17 protein-coding genes, 3 rRNA genes, 1 pseudogene and 1 riboswitch are annotated in these 21,138 nt (G+C 66.8%); of the genes and pseudogenes, 12 read left to right on the top strand and 9 right to left on the bottom strand.

The features are described 5' to 3' along the window. Positions 1 to 49: 49 nt before the first annotated feature. Positions 50 to 985 (bottom strand): NlpC/P60 family protein, encoded by a 936-nt coding sequence (locus tag ACQEV1_RS47315; protein WP_433404104.1) that lies wholly within the window; start codon positions 983 to 985, stop codon positions 50 to 52. A 65-nt stretch (positions 986 to 1,050) separates the two neighbouring features. Beyond that, positions 1,051 to 1,190: riboswitch (cyclic di-AMP (ydaO/yuaA leader) on the bottom strand. A 96-nt stretch (positions 1,191 to 1,286) separates the two neighbouring features. On the opposite strand from ACQEV1_RS47315, the gene ACQEV1_RS47310 reads away from it, so the two are divergent. After that, entirely contained in the window at positions 1,287 to 1,409 is a 123-nt protein-coding gene (locus ACQEV1_RS47310) for a hypothetical protein (RefSeq protein WP_433404101.1), read from the top strand. Positions 1,410 to 1,502: 93 nt separating this feature from the next. Here ACQEV1_RS47310 and infA read toward each other — a convergent pair whose 3' ends face one another. Continuing rightward, entirely contained in the window at positions 1,503 to 1,727 is a 225-nt protein-coding gene (gene infA / locus ACQEV1_RS47305) for a translation initiation factor IF-1 (RefSeq protein WP_433404099.1), read from the bottom strand. A 42-nt stretch (positions 1,728 to 1,769) separates the two neighbouring features. Further along, positions 1,770 to 2,540: a GNAT family N-acetyltransferase gene (locus tag ACQEV1_RS47300; RefSeq protein WP_433404098.1), complete on the bottom strand. Its 771-nt coding sequence runs from the start codon at positions 2,538 to 2,540 to the stop codon at positions 1,770 to 1,772. 283 nt (positions 2,541 to 2,823) lie between these two features. Between ACQEV1_RS47300 and ACQEV1_RS47295 the strand changes: the two genes are divergently transcribed. Together ACQEV1_RS47295 and ACQEV1_RS47290 are read left to right on the top strand one after the other, a co-directional pair. Next, positions 2,824 to 3,678 (top strand): alpha/beta fold hydrolase, encoded by an 855-nt coding sequence (locus tag ACQEV1_RS47295; RefSeq protein ID WP_433404096.1) that lies wholly within the window; start codon positions 2,824 to 2,826, stop codon positions 3,676 to 3,678. A gap of 51 nt (positions 3,679 to 3,729) precedes the next feature. Beyond that, positions 3,730 to 4,563 carry an AraC family transcriptional regulator gene (locus ACQEV1_RS47290; RefSeq protein ID WP_285626143.1) on the top strand — a complete coding sequence of 278 codons (834 nt, stop codon included), beginning with the start codon at positions 3,730 to 3,732 and terminating at the stop codon, positions 4,561 to 4,563. A gap of 57 nt (positions 4,564 to 4,620) precedes the next feature. Here the strand turns inward: ACQEV1_RS47290 and ACQEV1_RS47285 are convergent. Next, positions 4,621 to 4,881 (bottom strand): annotated as a pseudogene (locus ACQEV1_RS47285) (Beta-galactosidase C-terminal domain); the annotation flags it as partial. On the opposite strand from ACQEV1_RS47285, the gene ACQEV1_RS47280 reads away from it, so the two are divergent. From ACQEV1_RS47280 to ACQEV1_RS47260, 5 genes are all read left to right on the top strand, one after another. Continuing rightward, positions 4,790 to 5,140, top strand: a complete 351-nt coding sequence (locus ACQEV1_RS47280; RefSeq protein WP_433404094.1) for a hypothetical protein — start codon at positions 4,790 to 4,792, stop codon at positions 5,138 to 5,140. The pseudogene ACQEV1_RS47285 and the gene ACQEV1_RS47280 sit on opposite strands and share 92 nt — an antisense overlap. 1,058 nt (positions 5,141 to 6,198) lie before the next feature. After that, positions 6,199 to 7,713: ribosomal RNA gene (locus ACQEV1_RS47275) — 16S ribosomal RNA — on the top strand. Between the two features lie 447 nt (positions 7,714 to 8,160). Beyond that, positions 8,161 to 11,298: ribosomal RNA gene (locus tag ACQEV1_RS47270) — 23S ribosomal RNA — on the top strand. Between the two features lie 87 nt (positions 11,299 to 11,385). Continuing rightward, positions 11,386 to 11,502: ribosomal RNA gene (gene rrf / locus ACQEV1_RS47265) — 5S ribosomal RNA — on the top strand. Together the 16S, 23S and 5S rRNA genes form the textbook arrangement of a ribosomal RNA operon. Positions 11,503 to 11,856: 354 nt before the next feature. Continuing rightward, positions 11,857 to 12,045, top strand: coding sequence for a DUF397 domain-containing protein (locus ACQEV1_RS47260; RefSeq protein ID WP_285583153.1), 189 nt, complete (start codon positions 11,857 to 11,859; stop codon positions 12,043 to 12,045). 93 nt (positions 12,046 to 12,138) lie between these two features. Here the strand turns inward: ACQEV1_RS47260 and ACQEV1_RS47255 are convergent, their stop codons facing one another. From ACQEV1_RS47255 to ACQEV1_RS47245, 3 genes are read right to left on the bottom strand one after another with little or no spacing between them, the layout of a single operon-like run. Beyond that, positions 12,139 to 13,059 carry an alpha/beta hydrolase family protein gene (locus ACQEV1_RS47255; RefSeq protein WP_433404092.1) on the bottom strand — a complete coding sequence of 307 codons (921 nt, stop codon included), beginning with the start codon at positions 13,057 to 13,059 and terminating at the stop codon, positions 12,139 to 12,141. A gap of 42 nt (positions 13,060 to 13,101) precedes the next feature. Further along, positions 13,102 to 13,815 carry a class I SAM-dependent DNA methyltransferase gene (locus ACQEV1_RS47250; RefSeq protein ID WP_433404090.1) on the bottom strand — a complete coding sequence of 238 codons (714 nt, stop codon included), beginning with the start codon at positions 13,813 to 13,815 and terminating at the stop codon, positions 13,102 to 13,104. A gap of 51 nt (positions 13,816 to 13,866) precedes the next feature. Next, complete coding sequence (locus ACQEV1_RS47245) at positions 13,867 to 14,895, bottom strand: medium chain dehydrogenase/reductase family protein (protein ID WP_433404087.1); 1,029 nt, start codon at positions 14,893 to 14,895, stop codon at positions 13,867 to 13,869. A 97-nt stretch (positions 14,896 to 14,992) separates the two neighbouring features. Here ACQEV1_RS47245 and ACQEV1_RS47240 point away from each other — a divergent pair, with 97 nt between their 5' ends. Next, positions 14,993 to 15,661 (top strand): TetR/AcrR family transcriptional regulator, encoded by a 669-nt coding sequence (locus tag ACQEV1_RS47240; protein ID WP_433404084.1) that lies wholly within the window; start codon positions 14,993 to 14,995, stop codon positions 15,659 to 15,661. Between the two features lie 271 nt (positions 15,662 to 15,932). On the opposite strand, the gene ACQEV1_RS47235 is transcribed toward ACQEV1_RS47240, so the two are convergent. Further along, positions 15,933 to 16,790 (bottom strand): LysR family transcriptional regulator, encoded by an 858-nt coding sequence (locus tag ACQEV1_RS47235; protein WP_433404082.1) that lies wholly within the window; start codon positions 16,788 to 16,790, stop codon positions 15,933 to 15,935. 138 nt (positions 16,791 to 16,928) lie between these two features. Here ACQEV1_RS47235 and ACQEV1_RS47230 point away from each other — a divergent pair, with 138 nt between their 5' ends. The 3 genes from ACQEV1_RS47230 (at position 16,929) to ACQEV1_RS47220 (ending at position 20,190) form a co-directional block, all read left to right on the top strand. Continuing rightward, complete coding sequence (locus ACQEV1_RS47230) at positions 16,929 to 17,921, top strand: hypothetical protein (RefSeq protein WP_433404080.1); 993 nt, start codon at positions 16,929 to 16,931, stop codon at positions 17,919 to 17,921. A gap of 203 nt (positions 17,922 to 18,124) precedes the next feature. Continuing rightward, positions 18,125 to 18,961 carry a geranyl diphosphate 2-C-methyltransferase gene (locus ACQEV1_RS47225; protein ID WP_285635720.1) on the top strand — a complete coding sequence of 279 codons (837 nt, stop codon included), beginning with the start codon at positions 18,125 to 18,127 and terminating at the stop codon, positions 18,959 to 18,961. A 41-nt stretch (positions 18,962 to 19,002) separates the two neighbouring features. Continuing rightward, positions 19,003 to 20,190 (top strand): family 2 encapsulin nanocompartment cargo protein terpene cyclase, encoded by a 1,188-nt coding sequence (locus tag ACQEV1_RS47220; RefSeq protein WP_433404077.1) that lies wholly within the window; start codon positions 19,003 to 19,005, stop codon positions 20,188 to 20,190. Between the two features lie 15 nt (positions 20,191 to 20,205). On the opposite strand, the gene ACQEV1_RS47215 is transcribed toward ACQEV1_RS47220, so the two are convergent. After that, positions 20,206 to 21,120 carry a LysR family transcriptional regulator gene (locus tag ACQEV1_RS47215; protein ID WP_433404076.1) on the bottom strand — a complete coding sequence of 305 codons (915 nt, stop codon included), beginning with the start codon at positions 21,118 to 21,120 and terminating at the stop codon, positions 20,206 to 20,208. Positions 21,121 to 21,138: the final 18 nt, after the last annotated feature.

Raw genomic sequence — 21,138 nt, 5'->3', positions numbered from 1 at the left:
GAGAACGGGCCGCCCGTGGTTCCCGTACCGGCGGCCTTCCGCGGCGGCGTTACGGGCGGCCGGCGCCGACGAAGTGTGAGACCCAGTAGGAGTTCGACATGCTGGCGTACTGGACGTCCGTGCCGGTGTGCGGGGCGTGGATGAACCTACCGCCGCCGACGTATATCCCTTCGTGGCCAAGGCTGTCGAAGAAGACCAGGTCACCGGGTTGCAGATTCGACTTGGCGACGTGGCGGATGGCGTTGTACTGGTCGGGGACGACGCGGGGGAGACTGACGCCGGCAGCGCGCCAGGCCATCATCGTCAGCCCGGAACAGTCGTAGCCGTTCGGGCCCGTACCGCCGAAGACATAGGGCTTCCCGAGTTGGGCTTTGGCATAATTCACGGCTTTGCCGGCCTGTCCGGAGGCGGACGTGGTGGCGCCGCCGCTCGAACCGCCACGCGTGCTTCCGCTGGAGCTGTTGGTCTTGGCCAACAGCGCTTTCTGCTTCGCGATCGCCTTCTCGACCACGGCTTTCTTCTTCTTCAACGCGGTCGCGGTCGTGGTGATGCTCTGCAGCGTCGAACGGGCTTCTTCCTGGCCCCGCTGGAGGCGTTGGGCGGATGCCAGGAGCGCGGTCATCGCCTGGTTCTGGTTGCGCGAGAGCTCGGCGAAGGTCGACATGTCCTGCAGTGCCGCGTCAGGGTCCTTGGAGGCGGCGAACGTGGTGCTGTCGAGGGTGCCGTTCTTGTACGCGGCGACGGCCATCTGCGCCACCCGTACGCGCAGGTTCTGATACTGAGGTTTTTCCATTTTCAGCTGCTTATTGATCACGGCAAGATGCTTCTTGGCCGCGGCCAACTGGGTCTCGGCCTTGTCGTACTGGTTGGCGAGTTCGTCCACCTGGCTGTTGAGCTTGTCCAGTTTCTTCTTCGCGGTGGCCGCTGACGACCCGCCGGTCGCGTTCGCGCCGCTCGCGGGAAGAAGGAGGGCGGCGCTCACCATCAACGCCGTGATACCTCCCAGGCGGCCGGAACGTGTTAGCCGCGAATATGAAGATGGCACGTACGAACTCCTCTCCTGACGCCTACCGGGTTAGCTGTCGGGTTCGGGCGGGAGATGCCCTACCGAGCGCCGGGCGCTGCGGATTCACCCCGTACTACGTGGGTCCCCGGTTCCCTGAGCTGCAGGGATTCGGCCGACGGTCGTGTTTCTGATGGGGAGTCTGGGACCGTCGAGTCCTGTGGAGTGTAGGGGGTCAAACGGTGCAAATCTACCGAATCGTGATCAAAGGTACGCTTCGTGTATGGCTGATCGCGGCGCGCAGAACTTCGCGATGAGCCTCAACGTCGGCATCGAGGGTCGTATGGCCGACCGGGTCGGCCGCCACGAGGTACGCGTGGACGAGGGGCTCTGGCGGCGCCGGTGAACTCCCGCCGGCCGGCCTTCAGGCGCGGCATGACGGTGGTACCGGCGGCCGGTGCGAGAGCCGGCCGCCGGTACTTGTCACGTCAGACGACGGCTACGTCCGGTACCGGAAGAGGATCCGGCCGCGGGTCAGGTCGTACGGGCTGAGTTCCACGAGCACCCGGTCGTACGGCAGGATCCTGATGTGGTTCCTCCGTATCTTTCCGCTGATGTGGGCGAGCACTTCGTGCCCGTTCTCCAGCTCCACCGTGAAGGTGGCATCGCGTAGACACGTGATGACGGTGCCCTCGACTTCGATTCCTTTTGTTGTTCTGGCCATGTTCTCGCCCTTCTCGGTGACGGTGAGGTAGGAGGCGAGGCGTCAGCGGAGAACCAATTCCAGGTTGCTGTTGACGCGCCGGGCGCCGATGCCCTCGAACAGCGCCATGGCAGCCTCGTTGGATTCATTGACTTCGGCCGATGCCGTCTCGACCCCGGAGTGGTGCAGCGCGCCCAGCACGTGGGCCAGCAGTGATCGGGCGATACCGCGGCGGCGCTGGTCGGATCGGACCGCGAGCAGCCCGATCCGCGGCTGCAAGGCCACCCGTCCCGTGACCCGGACCAGTCCCACGTATCGATCGGCCTGTACCGCGACGGCGTACTTCGACGGGTCCAGCGGCAGCGGAGTCCCGTCCGGCCGGACCGGTACTTCGACCGGCATCGACGCCCAGCCGACGGTGGCGTCGACTTCGGCGCGGATCGCGTCGTACACCTCGCGCAGCGGGTCCTCCCGCGCCGCGCCGACGGGCACCGTCGTCACGCCCTCCGGCGAGAGCACCGAGCCGAGCCCCGTGACCCGCGGATCGGTGGGGAGGACGTACTCCCATTCGCGGCGTCGGGTCGTGAAGCCGGCTCGCTGCCAGCAGGACGTCAGGTCGACGTCAGGCTCGTCGACCACCGTGTACAGCGGCCTCGGCAGGTCCGCCAGCATGGCATCGGTGAGCCGGTCGAAGACCGCGTCGTGCCACGCGTCGATACTGAGGAAGATCCGCCCGTCGGGCCGGTGTGAAGTGTCTCCGCGGCCGACCACCCGGTCGTCCTCCACCGCGTGCCATTGTCGCTCCGCGACCCGCGCGATCACGATTTCGTGCATAGGTTGTCGCCTTTCGGGAGTGCCCTGTTATCGAGGCGCTCCCGGCGATCCCTCTGTCGATCACCCGACCGTGACGGCGAAGGGGAGCACCCACTTCGATACAGCGTTCATGGGTCTCACCTCCTCGCGTGACGTCACGGTGCCGCGCACGCTATCAACCGAACGCCATCCGGCCCAACCTGTTTTTTCGGTATCCGGAGCCGGAACATTCGTCCAAGACACCAGGGCGGTTCGCCTGTGATGCTCGCAGTCCCCACCTGACAGCGCGGCAGGAGACGATCCCATGGCAGAGCAGCCTTCCGGCGCCGCGAACGCCGGTTACCGGTTCGTTCAGCCTGACGATGGTGAGGTGCACGTCGTGGAGAACGGCAGGCCGGGCGCGCCCGCCCTGCTTCTGCTCTCCAACGCGGCGGCCCCTCCGGCCTGCTGGGACCCGGTGGTTCCCCTGCTGGCGGACGCGCACCGTGTCATCCGTGTCGACCTGCTACGTCACGAGAGGGGAGCAAGCCCGCTCGGCGGCTACGACGTCGCCGCTCAGGCACGTCGGGTCGCCGCCGCGCTGGACGGGCACGGCGTGGGCCGGGTGACGGTGGTCGGGCATTCCTCCGGTTGTACGGTCGCCACGGCCCTGGCCGAGCAACGGCCCGACGCGGTCGCCGCCCTGGCGCTCATCGACATGGGCCCCGGTCTCGACGCCAAGGTCCCTGAACGACTGCTCGTCCGGCTGCTGCTGACCCGGTTTCCCGGGCGGTTGCTGTGGAGCCTGCGTACCGAGGCGACCATCCGGAAGGCCGCCCGCACCGGGTTCACGCGTCCCGTGGACCTTCCCGACGCCTGGATCGAGCATGTGCGGGGGATGACACACCGGGACTTCGTGGGGGCGATGCGTGCCCCCTTGGCCTACCTCGGGCAGCGGAGCCTGCCCGATCGGCTCACCGGATTGGGCCTACCGGTGCTGGTCGTCTTCGGCACCGAGGACCAGCGGTGGCGTTCCTCGTCGGCCGCCGACTACCGCGTCGTGCCCGGCGCCCGCGTCGAGCTGCTGCCGGGCGTGGGACACACCCCGATGATGGAAGATCCCCGAACGACCGGCCGATTGCTGCTGGAATTCGCCGCGGCCGCCGAGCGGCCCGGCTGAGAGCGCCGTCGTCGCCGGACCGGAGCTTGAGGCGACTCGTAAAATCACGGTGTGCGATCCGCCGAGGTGCCTGCGTGGGACATCGCGGTCCCGTCGCGGTCGGGCCGGCCGGCGGGGGTCACCATGGCGGGCTTCAGCGGTCGAGAGGATGACCTCGTCGAGGTCGGGATCGTCCCCCGCCCGGCCGTCATGGTGATGTTCAACCTCGGCGACGTACCACTCGTCGTCGACTACGGCAGTGGTGAGCAGCATCGAGAGCGCGTCGTCGCCGGACTGGCGCCCAGCGGCGCGCGAGGGCGGGGGCCGGCCGGGAGCTTCGAGTGCCTTGAGGTGCGGTTGTCGCCGGTGGCCGCGCACGCGATCCTGGGCGCCTCTTCGGAGCTGGGCGGGGCAGTGATCACCCTTGACGACCTCTGGGGACGCGACGCCGTACGGATCGAAGAGCGACTGCGCGCCGCCGGAACGTGGGCCGACCGGTTCGCGATCGTGGAGACCGCGTTGGCTCGGCGTCACGAGGCGGGCCGTGAGGCCGACCCGGAAGTCGCCTTCTGCTGGGACCAGATGGTGGCCGGCCGGGGGCGGGTACGGATCGAGAGGCTGGCGACCGAGGTCGGGTGGAGCCGCAAGCGTCTGTGGTCCCGGTTCCGGTCCCAGATCGGCCTCAGCCCCAAGCGCGCCGCCCAGCTCATCCGCTTCGACGACGCGGTCCACCGCCTCGCCGCGGGGCACACCGCCGCCGCGGTGGCGGTGATGAGCGGCTACGCCGACCAGTCCCACCTGCATCGAGACGTCATGGCCTTCGCCGGGACGACGCCGACGGCCGTCGCGATCGAGCCGTTCCTCGCCGTCGACGACGTCGCGTGGGCCGCCCCGGGCCGCACGTGAGACGACGAGGTCGTCCGGCGCCACCGGCGCGGCCTCAGCGGAGGGCGCGACGGACCTCGGCTCGATGGTCACCTCATCCGCGACGTCCCGGCCGATGATCAGTTCACGGCCCGGGGCCGTCACGCGCACCTGCGCGCCGGTGTGGTCGAGCAGGAAGAGGTAGGAGTCGGTCGCGGGCCTCCTGCGCACCGCCTCGGCCCCGGGCGGGGCCTCGGTCAGCGGGGCCGTGGCCCGCGACTTCGCCCACCTCAAGAACCGCCTGATGCCGTACCTGTACGGCGCGGCCGTGGAGGCCACCCGTACCGGCGTGCCGGTCATGCGGCCGAGGGTGCTGGAGTTCCCGGACGATCCGCCCTGCGCGATGCTCGACCGGGCGGTACATGCTCGGCGGCGACCTGCTGGTGGCCCCGGTCTTCCAGGAGTGCGGCCGGAAGGCGGGGAGACCGGGGCGTGCGTCTCCGACCAGAACGGACGTACGGCGGCGGAGTTCACCGTCCGGCATGAAGGCGACCGGGTGCGCATCACCGCCCCGGGAAGTGGCGGCTCCGCACCGATATCTGTGACGTCAGGACGGTGACATGGCGGGCTCTGATGGCGGCGTGAAATCGGGCCTCGTACATCGGGACTCCGCGGGAGGTGAGCGGGGTGATCCTGGGTTCGATCGCCGTCCCGGCCGTTCCAGTGGGAATGGATCTTGCGGGCTGTAATGGGCCATGGGAGCGGCAAAAGGCGTGAGGTTCGCCCGCGTGGGTTCAGCGAATTCTGCTTTCGAATTTCGTAGATCGACGAATGGCGCGATCGTCCGACGACCGAGAGCCGGACCGTACGGCGAGTGGTCGGTGTCGAGCTCCGGACAGGTGCTCCTGGGATCGAAGATCCACCGGCCTCTTCGCCGAACACTTCCCGCACGATCTGCCCTCCAGACCGCGGCATCGCCGGGGGCGCACAGACGCCGGCCGGCGCTCTCGGAGGCGCTTGCCGCGTTCGCTTGGGCAGGTCAGCGGCGGCTCGGGACATCGCGGGGGTGCTGTGACACATGGGGACGCAGTGGTGCGCGCCGCCGATTTGACCAAGGTCCGGGACGAACGTAATGTTCTCTTCGCCCCAAGGGGAACGGGAAGCCGAAAGGCTCCCGGACCTGGCGGGGAGCCGACATCGAATCAGCGAGTTCGGGGCGCAAGCACCGGAGCGAGCGGATAAGATGTGGATCTCCCCGACGAACGGGATGCAGGACGCCTGCTAGGTGGCCGGCCCGGGTGGGGTCCCTTCGATGAGTGATCATCCTGGTGGATGTTGTTTGTCTGCTGGGTGGTCGTGTCGCGGGGTCCGTCTTCTGCTGGTGGGTTGATCTTTAAGATCTTCGGATCTGGGGGTTGACAAACTAGCTGAGGGTGGTAAGTTAGAAGGGTTGCCCCGGAGAGAGCCCGGAAGGGTTCACGAAGGTGGTGTCCGTTTCTTGAGAACTCAACAGTGTGCTAAAAGCCAGTGCCTTTTGGTCCTCGACCAGGCTGGTTGGCCCATCGTCTGGTGGGTTGGTCGGTTTGGTTTTGGATTCCTTTGGCAAGAATGATTCTTGCCGGGATTGTTTTTCTCTTCAGGTTTGGCAGTCGCCTTCGGGTGGTTGTCGTTTTGACCTTAACGGAGAGTTTGATCCTGGCTCAGGACGAACGCTGGCGGCGTGCTTAACACATGCAAGTCGAGCGGAAAGGCCCTTCGGGGTACTCGAGCGGCGAACGGGTGAGTAACACGTGAGTAACCTGCCCTTGGCTCTGGGATAAGCCCGGGAAACTGGGTCTAATACCGGATATGACCCTCCACCGCATGGTGTGAGGGTGGAAAGTTTTTCGGCTGAGGATGGACTCGCGGTCTATCAGCTTGTTGGTGGGGTGATGGCCTACCAAGGCGACGACGGATAGCCGGCCTGAGAGGGTGACCGGCCACACTGGGACTGAGACACGGCCCAGACTCCTACGGGAGGCAGCAGTGGGGAATATTGCGCAATGGGCGGAAGCCTGACGCAGCGACGCCGCGTGGGGGATGAAGGCCTTCGGGTTGTAAACCTCTTTCACCACCGACGAAGCTAACGTGACGGTAGGTGGGGAAGAAGCGCCGGCTAACTACGTGCCAGCAGCCGCGGTAATACGTAGGGCGCAAGCGTTGTCCGGAATTATTGGGCGTAAAGAGCTCGTAGGTGGTTTGTCGCGTCTGCCGTGAAAACCCGAGGCTTAACCTCGGGCCTGCGGTGGATACGGGCAGACTAGAGGTAGGTAGGGGAGAATGGAATTCCCGGTGTAGCGGTGAAATGCGCAGATATCGGGAGGAACACCGGTGGCGAAGGCGGTTCTCTGGGCCTTACCTGACGCTGAGGAGCGAAAGCGTGGGGAGCGAACAGGATTAGATACCCTGGTAGTCCACGCCGTAAACGTTGGGCGCTAGGTGTGGGGTCTTTCCACGGACTCCGTGCCGTAGCTAACGCATTAAGCGCCCCGCCTGGGGAGTACGGCCGCAAGGCTAAAACTCAAAGGAATTGACGGGGGCCCGCACAAGCGGCGGAGCATGTTGCTTAATTCGACGCAACGCGAAGAACCTTACCAAGGTTTGACATCACCGGAAAACTCGCAGAGATGCGGGGTCCTTTTGGGCCGGTGACAGGTGGTGCATGGCTGTCGTCAGCTCGTGTCGTGAGATGTTGGGTTAAGTCCCGCAACGAGCGCAACCCTCGTTCCATGTTGCCAGCACGTAATGGTGGGGACTCATGGGAGACTGCCGGGGTCAACTCGGAGGAAGGTGGGGATGACGTCAAGTCATCATGCCCCTTATGTCTTGGGCTGCAAACATGCTACAATGGCCGGTACAAAGGGCTGCGAAACCGTGAGGTGGAGCGAATCCCGGAAAGCCGGTCTCAGTTCGGATTGGGGTCTGCAACTCGACCCCATGAAGTCGGAGTCGCTAGTAATCGCAGATCAGCAACGCTGCGGTGAATACGTTCCCGGGCCTTGTACACACCGCCCGTCACGTCACGAAAGTCGGCAACACCCGAAGCCGGTGGCCCAACCCTTGTGGGGGGAGCCGTCGAAGGTGGGGCCGGCGATTGGGACGAAGTCGTAACAAGGTAGCCGTACCGGAAGGTGCGGCTGGATCACCTCCTTTCTAAGGAGCATCACTGGCCACACGCACCAGGCGATCGAGTCTGGGGTGTTGGTCCATGACTCATGCCACGGGCGAATGTCTCGTGGGTGGGTTTGCTCATAGGTGGAGCACTGGCTATTCGGTTCTCTCTGGTTGGTTTCAACGGTTAGTACTGCTCGTCTTGTACGGGTTCAGGAACGCGGTTCGAAGTCGGTCGGCGGGGCCGGGCACACTGTTGGGTCCTGAGGGAACGGGCACGGGAGCTCTTGGAGCTTTTCGGGTTCGTCTCTTCGGGCCGTCTCGGATCTTGTCTGCCATGGTTGGTGGGTGGGGTTTGGGCGGGCGGGCCGGCTGAGCCTCACATACCGCATCAGGTTTCTGGTGGTCGTGGTGGTGGTTGTTGGTTGGTGTCCCGTTCGTGTTTTGAGAACTGCATAGTGAACGCGAGCATCTTTTTTCTTGTGTTGTGTTCAAGTTTTTAAGAGCACACGGTGGATGCCTTGGCATCAGGAGCCGATGAAGGACGTGGGAGCCTGCGATATGCCCCGGGGAGTTGGCAACCGAGCGTTGATCCGGGGGTTTCCGAATGGGGAAACCTAGCACCCGTCATGGGGTGTTGCCGCCACCTGAATGTATAGGGTGGTTGGTGGTAACGCGGGGAAGTGAAACATCTCAGTACCCGTAGGAAGAGAAAACAACATGTGATTCCCTGAGTAGTGGTGAGCGAAAGGGGATCAGGCTAAACCATGCGCGTGTGATAGCCGGCGGGCGTTGCGTGTGTGGGGTTGTGGGAGCATTCTTGTCTGGTCCGCTGACTGGGCGTGGAGTAAGAAAACAATGAGGTAGTCGAACGATCTGGAATGGTCGACCGTAGTCGGTGATAGTCCGGTAGGTGAAACCTTGTTGTCTCCATTGGGTGTTTCCCGAGTAGCACGGGGCTCGTGAAATCTCGTGTGAATCTGCCAGGACCACCTGGTAAGCCTAAATACTTCCTGGTGACCGATAGCGGACTAGTACCGTGAGGGAAAGGTGAAAAGTGCCCCGGTGAGGGGTCGTGAAAGAGTACCTGAAACCGTGTGCTTACAAGCCGTCAGAGCCTTGCATTCCTTGTGGGTGTTGGGGTGATGGCGTGCCTTTTGAAGAATGAGCCTGCGAGTTATGGTGTGTGGCGAGGTTAACCCGTGTGGGGGAGCCGTAGCGAAAGCGAGTCTGAATAGGGCGTTTGAGTCGCATGCTGTAGACCCGAAGCGGAGTGATCTACCCATGGGCAGGTTGAAGCGCGGGTAAGACCGTGTGGAGGACCGAACCCACCAGGGTTGAAAACCTGGGGGATGACCTGTGGGTAGGGGTGAAAGGCCAATCAAACTCCGTGATAGCTGGTTCTCCCCGAAATGCATTTAGGTGCAGCGTCACGTGTTTCTTGCCGGAGGTAGAGCTACTGGATGGCCTAGGGGGCCGACAAGCTTACTGAAGTCAGCCAAACTCCGAATGCCGGTAAGTGAGAGCGTGGCAGTGAGACTGCGGGCGATAAGGTTCGTAGTCGAGAGGGAAACAGCCCAGATCATCGGCTAAGGCCCCTAAGCGTGTGCTAAGTGGTAAAGGATGTGGAGTTGCCGTGACAACCAGGAGGTTGGCTTAGAAGCAGCCACCCTTGAAAGAGTGCGTAATAGCTCACTGGTCAAGTGATTCCGCGCCGACAATGTAGCGGGGCTCAAGCACACCGCCGAAGCCGTGGCATCCCAGCAATACTCAGGTGAGACTCCTTGTGGGTCGCATCCAGGGGTTGGGGTGGGTAGGGGAGCGTCGTGTGGGCGGTGAAGCGGCGGCGTGAGCCAGTCGTGGAGGCCACACGAGTGAGAATGCAGGCATGAGTAGCGAATGAGGGGTGAGAAACCCCTCCGCCGGATGACCAAGGGTTCCTGGGGCAGGCTAATCCGCCCAGGGTAAGTCGGGACCTAAGGCGAGGCCGAGAGGCGTAGTCGATGGACAACGGGTTGATATTCCCGTACCCGCTGACACGCGCCCATGCTGAACCCACTGATACTAACCACGCGGACTCCGTTTGGTTCCTTCGGGGACCTTGCCGGGGCGAGTGCGGGACCTGAGGTGGTAGTAGGCAAGTGATGGGGTGACGCAGGAGGGTAGCTCAGCCCAGGCGATGGTTGTCCTGGGGTAAGCATGTAGCCCGCACCATAGGTAAATCCGTGGTGCATGAGGGTGAGATGTGATGCCGAGCCGATTTAGGTGAAGTGAGTGATCCCATGCTGTCGAGAAAAGCCTCTAGCGATGTGTGTCGGCGGCCCGTACCCTAAACCGACTCAGGTGGTCAGGTAGAGAATACCAAGGCGATCGGGTGAACTGTGGTTAAGGAACTCGGCAAATTGCCCCCGTAACTTTGGGAGAAGGGGGGCCCCTGCTGGTGACCGACCTAGCGTTGTGAGCTGGTGGGGGTCGCAGATACCAGGGGGAAGCGACTGTTTACTAAAAACACAGGTCCGTGCGAAGTCGTAAGACGCTGTATACGGACTGACGCCTGCCCGGTGCCGGAACGTTAAGAGGACTGGTCAGCCCTTCGGGGTGAAGCTGAGAATCTAAGCGCCGGTAAACGGCGGTGGTAACTATAACCATCCTAAGGTAGCGAAATTCCTTGTCGGGTAAGTTCCGACCTGCACGAATGGCGTAACGACTTCCCCACTGTCTCAACCACAGGCCCGGTGAAATTGCACTACGAGTAAAGATGCTCGTTACGCGCAGCAGGACGGAAAGACCCCGGGACCTTCACTATAGCTTGGCATTGGCGTTTGGAGCGTCTTGTGTAGGATAGGTGGGAGACTGTGAAGCGGTGACGCCAGTTACCGTGGAGTCGTTGGTGAAATACCACTCTGGTCGTTTTGAGCGTCTAACCCGCACCCGTGGATCCGGGTGGGGGACAGTGCCTGGTGGGTAGTTTAACTGGGGCGGTTGCCTCCCAAAGAGTAACGGAGGCGCCCAAAGGTTCCCTCAGCCTGGTTGGCAATCAGGTGTTGAGTGCAAGGGCACAAGGGAGCTTGACTGTGAGACAGACATGTCGAGCAGGTGCGAAAGCAGGGCCTAGTGATCCGGCACCACCGTGTGGATGGGGTGTCGCTCAACGGCTAAAAGGTACCCCGGGGATAACAGGCTGATCTTGCCCAAGAGTCCATATCGACGGCAAGGTTTGGCACCTCGATGTCGGCTCGTCGCATCCTGGGGCTGGAGTAGGTCCCAAGGGTTGGGCTGTTCGCCCATTAAAGCGGCACGCGAGCTGGGTTTAGAACGTCGCGAGACAGTTCGGTCCCTATCCGCTGTGCGCGTAGGAGACTTGTGAGGGTCTGTCCCTAGTACGAGAGGACCGGGACGGACGAACCTCTGGTGTGCCAGTTGTACCGCCAGGTGCATGGCTGGTTGGCTACGTTCGGTCGGGATAACCGCTGAAAGCATCTAAGCGGGAAGCCTTCCTCGAGATGAGGTCTCCCAACCTTCATGGTTGTAAGGCCCCCAGCTAGACGACTGGGTTGATAGGCCGGAGATGGAAGCACCGCAAGGTGTGGAGTCGACCGGTACTAATAGGCCGAGTGACTTGAACACACTCACGTTTTGTTGCTCGCGTTCACTGTGCGGTTCCCGGAACACGACCGGGAACCATTGTTCCACTGGTTATGTTCTGTTAAGCGTTTCGGTGGTCATAGCGGTGGGGAAACACCCGGTCCCATTCCGAACCCGGAAGTTAAGCCCTCCAGCGCCGATGGTACTGCACCGGGGACGGTGTGGGAGAGTAGGACACCGCCGGACATCAACATATAGTCGGGAAGAGGAGAGAACCCCGCGAAACATTCGCGGAGTGTTCTCTCCTCTTCTCGCATTTCAGGTAGGGGCCGCAAACAACGGCCCCTTTTTTATTTTCCGGGAATGCCCTTTAAAGCGTGACAAATCGCTAATGGGGTCGATGGAGCGGCCGGCGGACGACCCGGAAGAACAGGGCGACCGCCCGTACGGTGGACATGGGGCCATTGTGACCTCAGATGTGAGCAGGAAACCCCAAGACACCGCCGTGACCGGCACGCCCTGCTACCGTTTACCACGTTGACTCTGAGGGGCGGCAAGAGCCGCCCCATCAGCGATTCCTCATGAGAACAGAGGTGCGCGGTGTCCGACGCGTCCGAAGAGGGCCGGGGCGAGCGTCTCATCGCGGTTCGTGACAGCAAGGACCCCGACGGTCCCAAGCTGTTCTTCAGCGTGAGCGCCTGGAAAGACTTCCTCGACCGCATCAAAGCCGGCAAGCACGAGCTCCCCGAGGACATGCGCGCGCTACTCGACGAGCGCTTCGTCGTCTGACCGTCCCCGCACGGCTCGTAGCACCCCTCCGACGACGCGGCCGGTAGAGAACGACGGATGAGCTGCACCAGGCCGGGCCAGCGGGCGAAGCCATCAGTCCTTGCGCCGGTCCAGGATCCACCGGGTCAAGGTGTCGAGGTAGCGGGACGCCAGGCGGGTTCCACCGTTCGTCCGCACGCGATGGTCGGCGCCGGGGAACACCTGCACGGTCAGCGTCGCACGGGCATGGCGATCCGGGTGGCAGGCGGTGGCGCTGAACAGGCGGGCGCTGTCGGCGACCGGTACCAGCTCGTCCGCTCCGCCGAAGATCGCCAGGTGCGGGCAGCGTAGACGCAGCGCGTCCGGGACCGGGTCGTGGTCCTGCTTGCCCTTGAGGAACGCCCAGAGGCGCTCGTCGATCCCGGTCCAGTAGTCACACGACACTGCCGGCCTCCCCGCGGAGTCGATCAGCCGTGCGGCCTCGGCGAAGCCGGCGTCGCGACGGCCGGCCGCGACCAGGCGGTCGTACAGGGCCAGGGCGTCGTCGACGTCCGCGCCGGCTCGCCGCAGGGTGTTGGCCAGCGCGTGACGCTCCTGGACCGCCGGAGTCGTCCCCGGGCAGCTGTTGGTGACGACCCACGGGAGATCGTCTCGGGCGGTGGCCGCGCGCAGGGCGACCCAGCCGCCCTCGCTGTGACCGAACAGCCCCACCGCCTCCGCCGGAACTCCGGGTCGCGTACGGAGAAAGTCCAGTGCGGCGGCGGCGTCGGCCGCCAGATCGTCCATGGTCGCGTCGCGCCAGTCGCCGGACGATCCGCCGACGCCGCGCTTGTCGTAGGACAGCACGGCGATCCCGGCGGCCGCGAGGTGCCGGCGGATCGGCGGGAAGTACGTACCGTTGTCGCGGTCCGTAGGCCCGGACCCACCGACCAGCACCACGCCCGCGGACGCGCGATCAGGGACCTCCAGAAGACCGGCCAGAGTCACGTCTCCGTTGACGAAGCCGACCTCACACGGCATCGGATCGGTGGACACCCGGGCAAGTATCCTCTCCGGCACGAGGCGGATGGCCGGGAGTCAGCCGGTCCTGCGCGCGAGCACGAGCCGGCAGAGCGGGGTGCCGTCCGCGCGTCGGCCGAGAGCCGTCAGGGGGACCGTCGTCACGGTGAATCCCGCCGCCGTCAGGTCGTCGCGGATCTCCGGCAGCCCGCAGGTGCGGTAGTACATGACGAACGGGGGACGCCACAGGGCGTTGCGCACCCGCATACTCAGGTCGAACCCGAGCAGCGCCCAGTACAAGGGCGAGGTGATGGGCTGCGGCGCCGCGATCGGGAAGGCGAAGAGCCCGCCGGGCCGCAGGGCGTCGTGCACGCCGGCGAACAGCGCCGGGCGTTCGTCGGGCAGGAAGTGCCCGAGGGCTCCGAAGCTGACCGCCAGGTCGAAGGCCTCCGCGAAGGGCATGGCCCGGACGTCGGCCCGGACCCACTCGCCGTCCGGGTGCGCGTCACGCGCCTGCGCGAGCATGCCGGCGCTGAAGTCGACGCCCGTGATCCGTTCTCGGCACAGGGGCTGGAGGACCCGTACGCCCGCGCCGGTGCCGCAGCACACGTCCAGCCCCCGGTCGAACGGCCCGAGCGGACGCAGCGCGTCGGCGGTCGCGTCCAGGAGGCCATCGGGGGTGCGAAATGGCGTGTGGTCGAACTTCGGGGCGAGCAGGTCATAGCCGCGCTCGACGGAGGACAGCGCCTGCACCGCCAGCTCGCGCAGCGACGGGCCTTGGGGCGAGAACACAGGCTCAAGGGTACTTCCCGGCGCCGGACCGGTTCCGGGGTCACCTCGCGGTCAGGAGTTGAGGATGACCTTGCCGGTGACGGTGCCGGACTCGGCCAGCCGCAGGGCGTCGGCGGCGCGGGCGAGGGGGAACCGGGCCGCGATCTGTGCGGTGATGTGCCCGTCCGCCATCGCCTGCAGGACCTGGGTGAGGTCGTCCCGCAGCCGCGTACGGAACCGCTGCCTGGCCAGGCCGCGGCCGGCCCAGATGTTGTAGAAGTAGGCGCGCCGTCGGTTGGGCAGCGCGTTCCAGACCCAGACCCGGGCCAGGATCTTGAGGACCGGTAGCTGCTTGGAGCCGGTGTCGTCGAGGGTGGCGGCGCTTCCGTACGCGACGAGGGTGCCGCCGGGGGCGAGCAGCCGCCATGAGTCGGGCACGCTGCGCACGCCGAGGTGGTCGAAGACCGCGTCGACGCCGTCGGGGGCGATCTCGCGTACGGCGGCGGGCACGTCGGTGCGGTAGTCGATCGGGATGACGCCGAGGTCGCGCAGCCGGTCGTGGTTGCGCGCGGAGGCGGTGCCGATCACGCGGATCCCGGCCAGGCGGGCCAGCTGCGCCAGCGTGGAGCCCACGCCGCCGTTGGCGCCGTGGACCAGGATCGTCTGGCCGGCCTTGACGCGGGCCCTGCGGTGCAGCATCTGCCAGGCGGTGATGCCGTTGACCACGACGGTCTCCGCCTCGGCCGGGTCCAGGCCGGCGGGCACCGGCACCACGTCGGCGGCGTCGACGACCACGTGGCTGGCCCAGCCGCCCACCTTGGTCAGCGCCGCGACGCGCCGCCCGGTGAGGGCGGGGTCCACGTCGGCGCCGACCGCGTCCACGATCCCGACCAGGTCGTAGCCGGGCACGAACGGAAACGGCGGCTGGTCGTAGTACCGGCCCCGGCGCATCTGCTGCTCGGCGAAGGACACGCCGGTCGCCTCCATGCGGATCACCACTTGCCCGGCGCCGGGTGCCGGGACCGGTGACGTACGCAACCGCAGCCCGTCCGGGTCCACCACGCCGGGGAGCACGATCTCGGTGCGCTGGTCCGTACTCATGCCGACCACTCCTTGGTTATTGCCTGTTGTGTTAGTTAGAAGCTGTAACTGAAGTATTATGGGCTCACTGAAGTGATGTCAAGCGAGGGGTACGGACATGGGCGACGCCGTCAAGAGCCCGCGGGCGCGTTACCGCGAGCAGGTGCGCGACGAGATCAAGGCGCACGCCTGGACGCAGGTCGCCACCACTGGCGCGTCGGCGTTGTCCCTCAACGCCATCGCCAAGCAGATGGGCATCAGCGGTCCCGCTCTCTATCGCTACTTCCGCAACCGCGACGAGCTGATCACCGAGCTCGTGCTGGACGCCTACCGCGACCTGTACGACACATGGCGGGCCGCGGTAACGCCCGGCGACGCGCCCGAGGCGAGGCTGGCCGCGATGGCGTCCGCCCTGCGCCGGTGGGCGCTGGCCACCCCGCATCGCTACCTGCTCATCTACGGCACGCCGGTGCCCGGCTACGCCGCCCCGCCCGAGGCGACCGAGCTCGCCGCCGGCCTCATGGCGCTCCTGCTCGACGCCTTCGCCGAAACCGAGGGCAAAGCCGAGAACGAAGCCGCCACAGCCCTCGAACACCACCTGGCCATCCACCGGCAGTGGGCGGCGGACCACCCCGCCCCGCCGTCCGCCCTACGCCGCGCGCTCACCTTCTGGACGCGGCTGCACGGCGTCGTCAGTCTCGAGGTCGCCGGGCACTTCACCGGCATGAACTTCGACCCCGGCCTGCTCTACGCCGCGGAGGGCGACTCCGTCGTCAACGCGCCCTGACCGGCGTTCAGCTCAGCCGGACAACGCGGTGCTGAACGCACTCTCCGACGCGTACGTCGCGGTCGCGAAGAGCGCGCCGCGCCAGGAGCATCCGCCGGCGCTGAGGTAGGTCGGCGGCGGCATGCCCGCCACGGTACGGAAGCGTTCAGCGAACGAGGTCCGACCGGCTACGACGGGATGCTCGCGTACGGCCGGTCGAAGACCGCCAACGTGCTGTTCGCCGTCGACCCGGAGTCGGCGCGGCGCCTCTGGGAGCTGAGCGAACGGCTGCTCAAGGCCTGAGCCCCGCCGCGATCCCGACGAAGGATCGGATGAGCGGGTCGGTCCGGTCCCGGCGCCAGGCCACGACGAGTTCGCTCGGCGCTCGGTCGGCGATCGGGACGACGACGAGGCTCGCGGGCACCGGTTGGCCGAGCGGGGCGAGGGCGACCGCGCCGTTCCAGAGCACCGCCTGGAGGCACTCCTGGATGGTCCGCATCGGCGGGGTGCCCGGATCGGGACGGGAGCCGGGCAGGGTCCAGTGGTCGCGCCACCGTTCGTCGGTGTCGTCCGGTAGCCGCACCGCGTGCCGTCCGGCGAGTTCCGCCGTGGTCACCGAGTCGCGTACGGCCAGGGGGTCGTCGGCGGGCAGGACGGCGCCGATGGGTTCGGTCCGCAGAGCGCGGAGTGCCAGGCCGGACGTTTCGAACGGCGTCCGGGTGAGGGCGACGTCGACGAGATCGGCGCGCAGCCCCGCGCTCGGGTCGCCGAGGTCGGCCTCGTGGATCGCGATGGTGACGTTCGGGTGCGTCTCGCGGAAGGCTCTCACCAGGGGTGCGCCGAGGTGCTCGACGGCGTCGGCGAGGGTGCCGACGACGAGGGTCGCGGGGCCCGTCGCGACGGCGACACGCCTGCGCAGCCGCTCGGCCTGGTCGAGGACGGCTCGGGCCTCCCGCAGCATCACCGTGCCGGCGGGGGTGAGGTCGACCCCGCGCGGCGTGCGCTCGAACAGCACGCACCCGAGTTCGTTCTCGAGCTGCCGGATGGCCCTGCTCAGCGGAGGCTGGGTCATGTGCAGGCGCTGGGCGGCGCGGCCCACATGGCGTTCCTCGGCGACGGCGAGGAAGTACCGCAGCGAGCGGAGTTCCACGGGGCGACTCTACCCGTCGATACCGGCAGGGTATCGGGCCGAGAGAACCGGACTTGGACGCCGCGCCCGGCGCCGGTCGACGATCGAGGCCGGGACGGTCCGCCACTCCCGGCAGGCCGCGTGGCGAGAGAGGCGGCAATGGGCGACCTGAGGATCGGCGTGTACCGGTACGACACCACCCACGCGCTGTTCGACGGCGACGTGACCGTCGACGGCGTCGACGCGACGTTCGACGCGGCGGGCACGCTGCCGGAGATCTTCAAGGGGCTGGCGCGGGAGCGTCGCTACGACGTGGCCGAGTTCGGCCTGACCTTCTATCTGCGATCCCTCGAAGAGGGCGCGCCGTTCGTGGCGATCCCGGCCTTTCCGAACCGGGTCTTCCGCCACTCGTGCGTCTTCGTCAACCGCGACAGCGGCATCACCGGACCGCGGAACCTGGCCGGCCGGACCATCGGCGAGTTCGGGGTGTACGGCCAGGACTCCGGCGTGTGGGCCAAGGGCATCCTCATGGACGAGTACGGCTTCCGCCCCGAGGCGAACCGGTGGCTGATCGGCGGCCTGGACGAGCCGAGCGCGCCGTTCGACTTCGTGTCGCAGCTGCGCCCGGCCGGCGTCGACATCAGGGACGCGCCGGCCGGCAGGTCGCTGGGCGAGCTGCTGCGGACCGGGGAGATCGACGCCCTGTTCACCGCGAACGTGCCGCAGGCCGTGCTCGACGGTGCGCCGGAGATCGTGCGCCTGTTCCCGGACTACGAGCGGCGCGAGCGCGACTACCACCGTCGCACCGGCATCTTCCCGATGATGCACACCGTCGTCGCGCCACGGGAGCTGTTCGACGCGCGCCCGGGCCTCGCGACCCGCGTCTACGAGGCCTTCCTGCGGTCCAAGGACATCGCCGCCGACCGCTACCGCCAGGGTCGCCGACTCTATGAGGTGCACAGCATGGTGCCCTGGACCAACGCCCTCGTCGAGGAGAACCGCGCGCAGTTCCCCGAGGACTGGTTCGCGTACGGGGTGTCGGCCAACCGCGCCGACCTCGACGCCTACCTGCGTTACCACCATGAGCAGGGCCTTTCGGCGCGGCGCTGGACGGTCGAGGAGATCTTCCACCCCGAACTGCTCGACACGTGAACCTCGCCAGGCGAGCGGCTTGGGCTCTGCTTACCTTGAGCGTGACGTTCCCATTACCTTCCGTGCAGTTTTCTGTGCGAGCTCGTCCACTTTCGGCTTCGTCGACTCACCCATAGTGTTCGGCGGGTGACGCAAAGTGCTGGAGCCCCTGATCGCCGCCTCCCGCGACTGAGCGTCCATCCCCCCACCGAAAGGAACAGGTCATGACCATCGCCAGCGTGTACCAGAAGGACGTCGCCGACTACTGGAACGCCGAGCGAAACCCCGTCAATCTGCGACTGGGCGATGTGTCAGGGATCTACCACCACCATTACGGCGTCGGCGACGTCGACTGGTCCGTCCTCGACGTCGCCGACGGCGACGCCCGGGACGAGGCGGTCATCACCGAGTTGCACCGGCTGGAGAACGCCCAGGCCCGGCTCCTGCTCCGCAATCTGGGCGAGATCCGGCCCGAGCACCGCCTGCTCGACGCCGGCTCGGGCCGGGGCGGCTCCAGCATCATGGCGAACGCCGCCTTCGGCTGTCGCGTCGACGGCGTCTCCATCTCCCAGACCCAGGTGGACTTCGCCAACGACCAGGCGGCCAAGCACGGCGTCGCCGACAAGGTGCGGTTCCATCTCAGGAACATGCTCGACACCGGCTTCGAGTCCGGTGCCTTCCAGGCGATCTGGAACAACGAGTCGACGATGTACGTGGTCCTGGACGACCTGTTCGCGGAGCACTCCCGGTTGCTGGCGCGCGGCGGCCGCTACGTCACCATCACCGGCTGCTACAACGACGTGTACGGGCTGCCCTGCAAGGCGGTGTCCACGATCAACGCCCACTACGTCTGCGACATCCATCCCCGCCGCGACTACTTCCGGGCGATGGCGGCCAACCGGCTCGTGCCCGTCACCGTCGTCGACCTGACCCCGGACACGATCCCGTACTGGGAGCTCCGCCAGAAGTCCTCGGTCGCCACCGGCATCGAGGACGCGTTCCTGGAGGCCTACCGCTCGGGCGGCTTCCAGTACCTGCTGATCGTCGCTGACCGCATCTGAGCTCTTCCCGACCGTGTTCCAACGAAGGCAGGTGAGCAGGCATGAACCCCATCCACGGGCCGTGCGACACCGGTGGTCGGCCCACCCCGCCGGCCGGTGACGCGCGGCTGGGCAGACCGACCGGCCTGGGGACCGCCGCGGCTCTCCTGCCCTCGCTGCTCGCCGCCGCGGGCCCCAGCCGCCAGGCGCCGTACGGCACCGTCTCCGAGGCGCTCCCCGGCCCGGCCCGCGGTGGTCCGGCCTACGCCGAACGACCATGGGGCGACGGCACGCACTCACCGCTCTACTGTCCGCTTCCCGAACGCGCCGACCAGCGACTGGCCGACGAGGTCGACGCCCGGCTCAGAGCCTGGGCGCGCGACCGCGGCTGCGACGACGACGAACTCGACGCGCTGGGCAAGGCCGCGTTCGGGAGGCTGGTCACCCTCGCCCACCCCGACACCGACGATCCCGACGCCCTCCTCGTCGCCGCCCAGCTGAACGCGGCCTGGTGGGCGGCCGACGACTACTACGCCGACGACACCGCGCTGGGCGCCGTCCCCGCACGGCTTCCGCAACGCCTCACCCTGGCGATGTCGGCCATGGACCCGGTCCCGCCCGTGGGAGAGCTCACCCCTCCGCTGCGCGAGGCCCACGGAGACGACCTGGTCCTCCGGCTGCTCCAGTCGGCGGTCGCCCACCTGGGCCGGCACGCGACCTCCGCCCAGGTCCAGCGGATCTGCTACTCGACCTTCGCCATGTTCGTCAGCTGGACCGCGTACGCGGCCTGGCGCGAGACCGGCGAGGACCCGCCCGCCTGGGAGTACCTCGCGGCGCGCCAGCACGACAGCTTCTACACCTCGATGACGCTCGTCGACGTCGTCGGCGGCTACGAGGTGCCGGCCGAGCTCTTCTACGAGCCGCGCGTCCGCCGCGCCTCCATGCAGGCCGGCACCGCGAGCGTGGTGGTCAACGACCTGCACTCGGTGGCCAAGGACGCCGCCGACGAGAACCCCGTCTGCAACCTCGTGCTTCTGATCGCCGCCGACCGCGACTGCTCCGTGGACGAGGCGACCGAGATCACCGTGGCTCTCCACAACGACCTCGTACGCGACTTCGAGAGCAGCCACCGGGAGCTCGCGGCCGTCCCGTCTCCCGAACTCCAGCGTTATCTGCGCGGGCTGCGCGCCTGGATGGGCGGCGGCTTCGAATGGCACGCGACCAACCCCCGGTACGCCCAGCAGTCCTGATCTGCTCCACTGCGGCTACCGCCGGTGGGGATCGTCTTCGGGCAGCCAGGCGTCCGGGTCGTGTATTCCCAGGTCGCCGACGCCGTCGGTGAGCGCGTCGACGGTGGCCAGCACGGCCGACCGGGTCTCGTCGCGGCGCCAGACGAGGGACCACGTCCAGTAGACCCGCGGTTCGACCAGCGGACGTTTGACCAGGTCGGACGGCACTGAGGAGGTCTGGCTCTTCGGGCAGTTGACGATCGGGCGCGGGCTGCGGCGCACGTGGTCGAAGAAGCCGGATCCGGTGATGCCGGAGTCGGAGATGCGCACCGCGTGGGCGCCGGTGTCGCGGGCGAGCCGTTCGGCGTAGACGTTCCACTGCAGCCAGGACGCGGTGTCGTCGGAGCACAGAACGGCCGTGTCCCGGACGCGTACGGCGTCGGGGTCGGTGCCGGCCGCGACCGCGTAGAGCCGGTCGGCGCCGATGAGCCGGGCGTTCAGCCCGTGCCGTTCGAGGTCGTCCGTGCACACCCAGCAGATCGCGAGGTCCAGGCCGCCCGAGGAGACCCGGGCCGCCTGCGTGTGCGACGGTGCGACCCAGGCGTCCACGTGCAACTGGGCCACCGCGGAGACGCGGGCGACCGGGTCCGCGGGAAGCCAGCTGACGTACCCGAGCCGTACCGGCTCCGAACCGGACATCCGGGCCGCGCGGCTGCGGACGTCGTCGGCCCGTTCCAGTACGGCGCGGATGTGCGGAAGCAGCGCCGTCCCGGCCGGAGTGAGGCTGACCGAGCGGCGGTCGCGGTCGAACAGGCGTACGCCGAGGTCGCGTTCGAGCGCCTTGATCTGCTGGGACAGCGACGGCCCGGCGATCAGTAGTCGCTCCGCGGCGCGGCCGAAGTTGAGCTCCTCGGCGACCGCGACGAAGTATCGCAGCTGACGAAGCTCCATCACCGTCATCGTACGTCT

The sequence above is a fragment of the Actinoallomurus sp. CA-142502 genome (genome assembly GCF_050936355.1).
GTDB lineage: Bacteria > Actinomycetota > Actinomycetes > Streptosporangiales > Streptosporangiaceae > Actinoallomurus > Actinoallomurus iriomotensis.
The sequence above is the reverse complement of the archived record's forward strand: the minus strand, read 5'-3'. Positions and strand labels throughout refer to the sequence as shown.

Coding starts and splice junctions, on each gene's coding strand:
- ACQEV1_RS47215 (WP_433404076.1), bottom strand. CDS start 21,120: ATGGAGCTTCGTCAGCTGCGATACTTCGTCGCGGTCGCCGAGGAGCTC.
- ACQEV1_RS47220 (WP_433404077.1), top strand. CDS start 19,003: ATGAACCCCATCCACGGGCCGTGCGACACCGGTGGTCGGCCCACCCCG.
- ACQEV1_RS47315 (WP_433404104.1), bottom strand. CDS start 985: ATGGTGAGCGCCGCCCTCCTTCTTCCCGCGAGCGGCGCGAACGCGACC.
- ACQEV1_RS47230 (WP_433404080.1), top strand. CDS start 16,929: ATGGGCGACCTGAGGATCGGCGTGTACCGGTACGACACCACCCACGCG.
- infA (WP_433404099.1), bottom strand. CDS start 1,727: ATGGCCAGAACAACAAAAGGAATCGAAGTCGAGGGCACCGTCATCACG.
- ACQEV1_RS47225 (WP_285635720.1), top strand. CDS start 18,125: ATGACCATCGCCAGCGTGTACCAGAAGGACGTCGCCGACTACTGGAAC.
- ACQEV1_RS47240 (WP_433404084.1), top strand. CDS start 14,993: ATGGGCGACGCCGTCAAGAGCCCGCGGGCGCGTTACCGCGAGCAGGTG.
- ACQEV1_RS47300 (WP_433404098.1), bottom strand. CDS start 2,540: ATGCACGAAATCGTGATCGCGCGGGTCGCGGAGCGACAATGGCACGCG.
- ACQEV1_RS47245 (WP_433404087.1), bottom strand. CDS start 14,895: ATGAGTACGGACCAGCGCACCGAGATCGTGCTCCCCGGCGTGGTGGAC.
- ACQEV1_RS47295 (WP_433404096.1), top strand. CDS start 2,824: ATGGCAGAGCAGCCTTCCGGCGCCGCGAACGCCGGTTACCGGTTCGTT.
- ACQEV1_RS47310 (WP_433404101.1), top strand. CDS start 1,287: ATGGCTGATCGCGGCGCGCAGAACTTCGCGATGAGCCTCAACGTCGGC.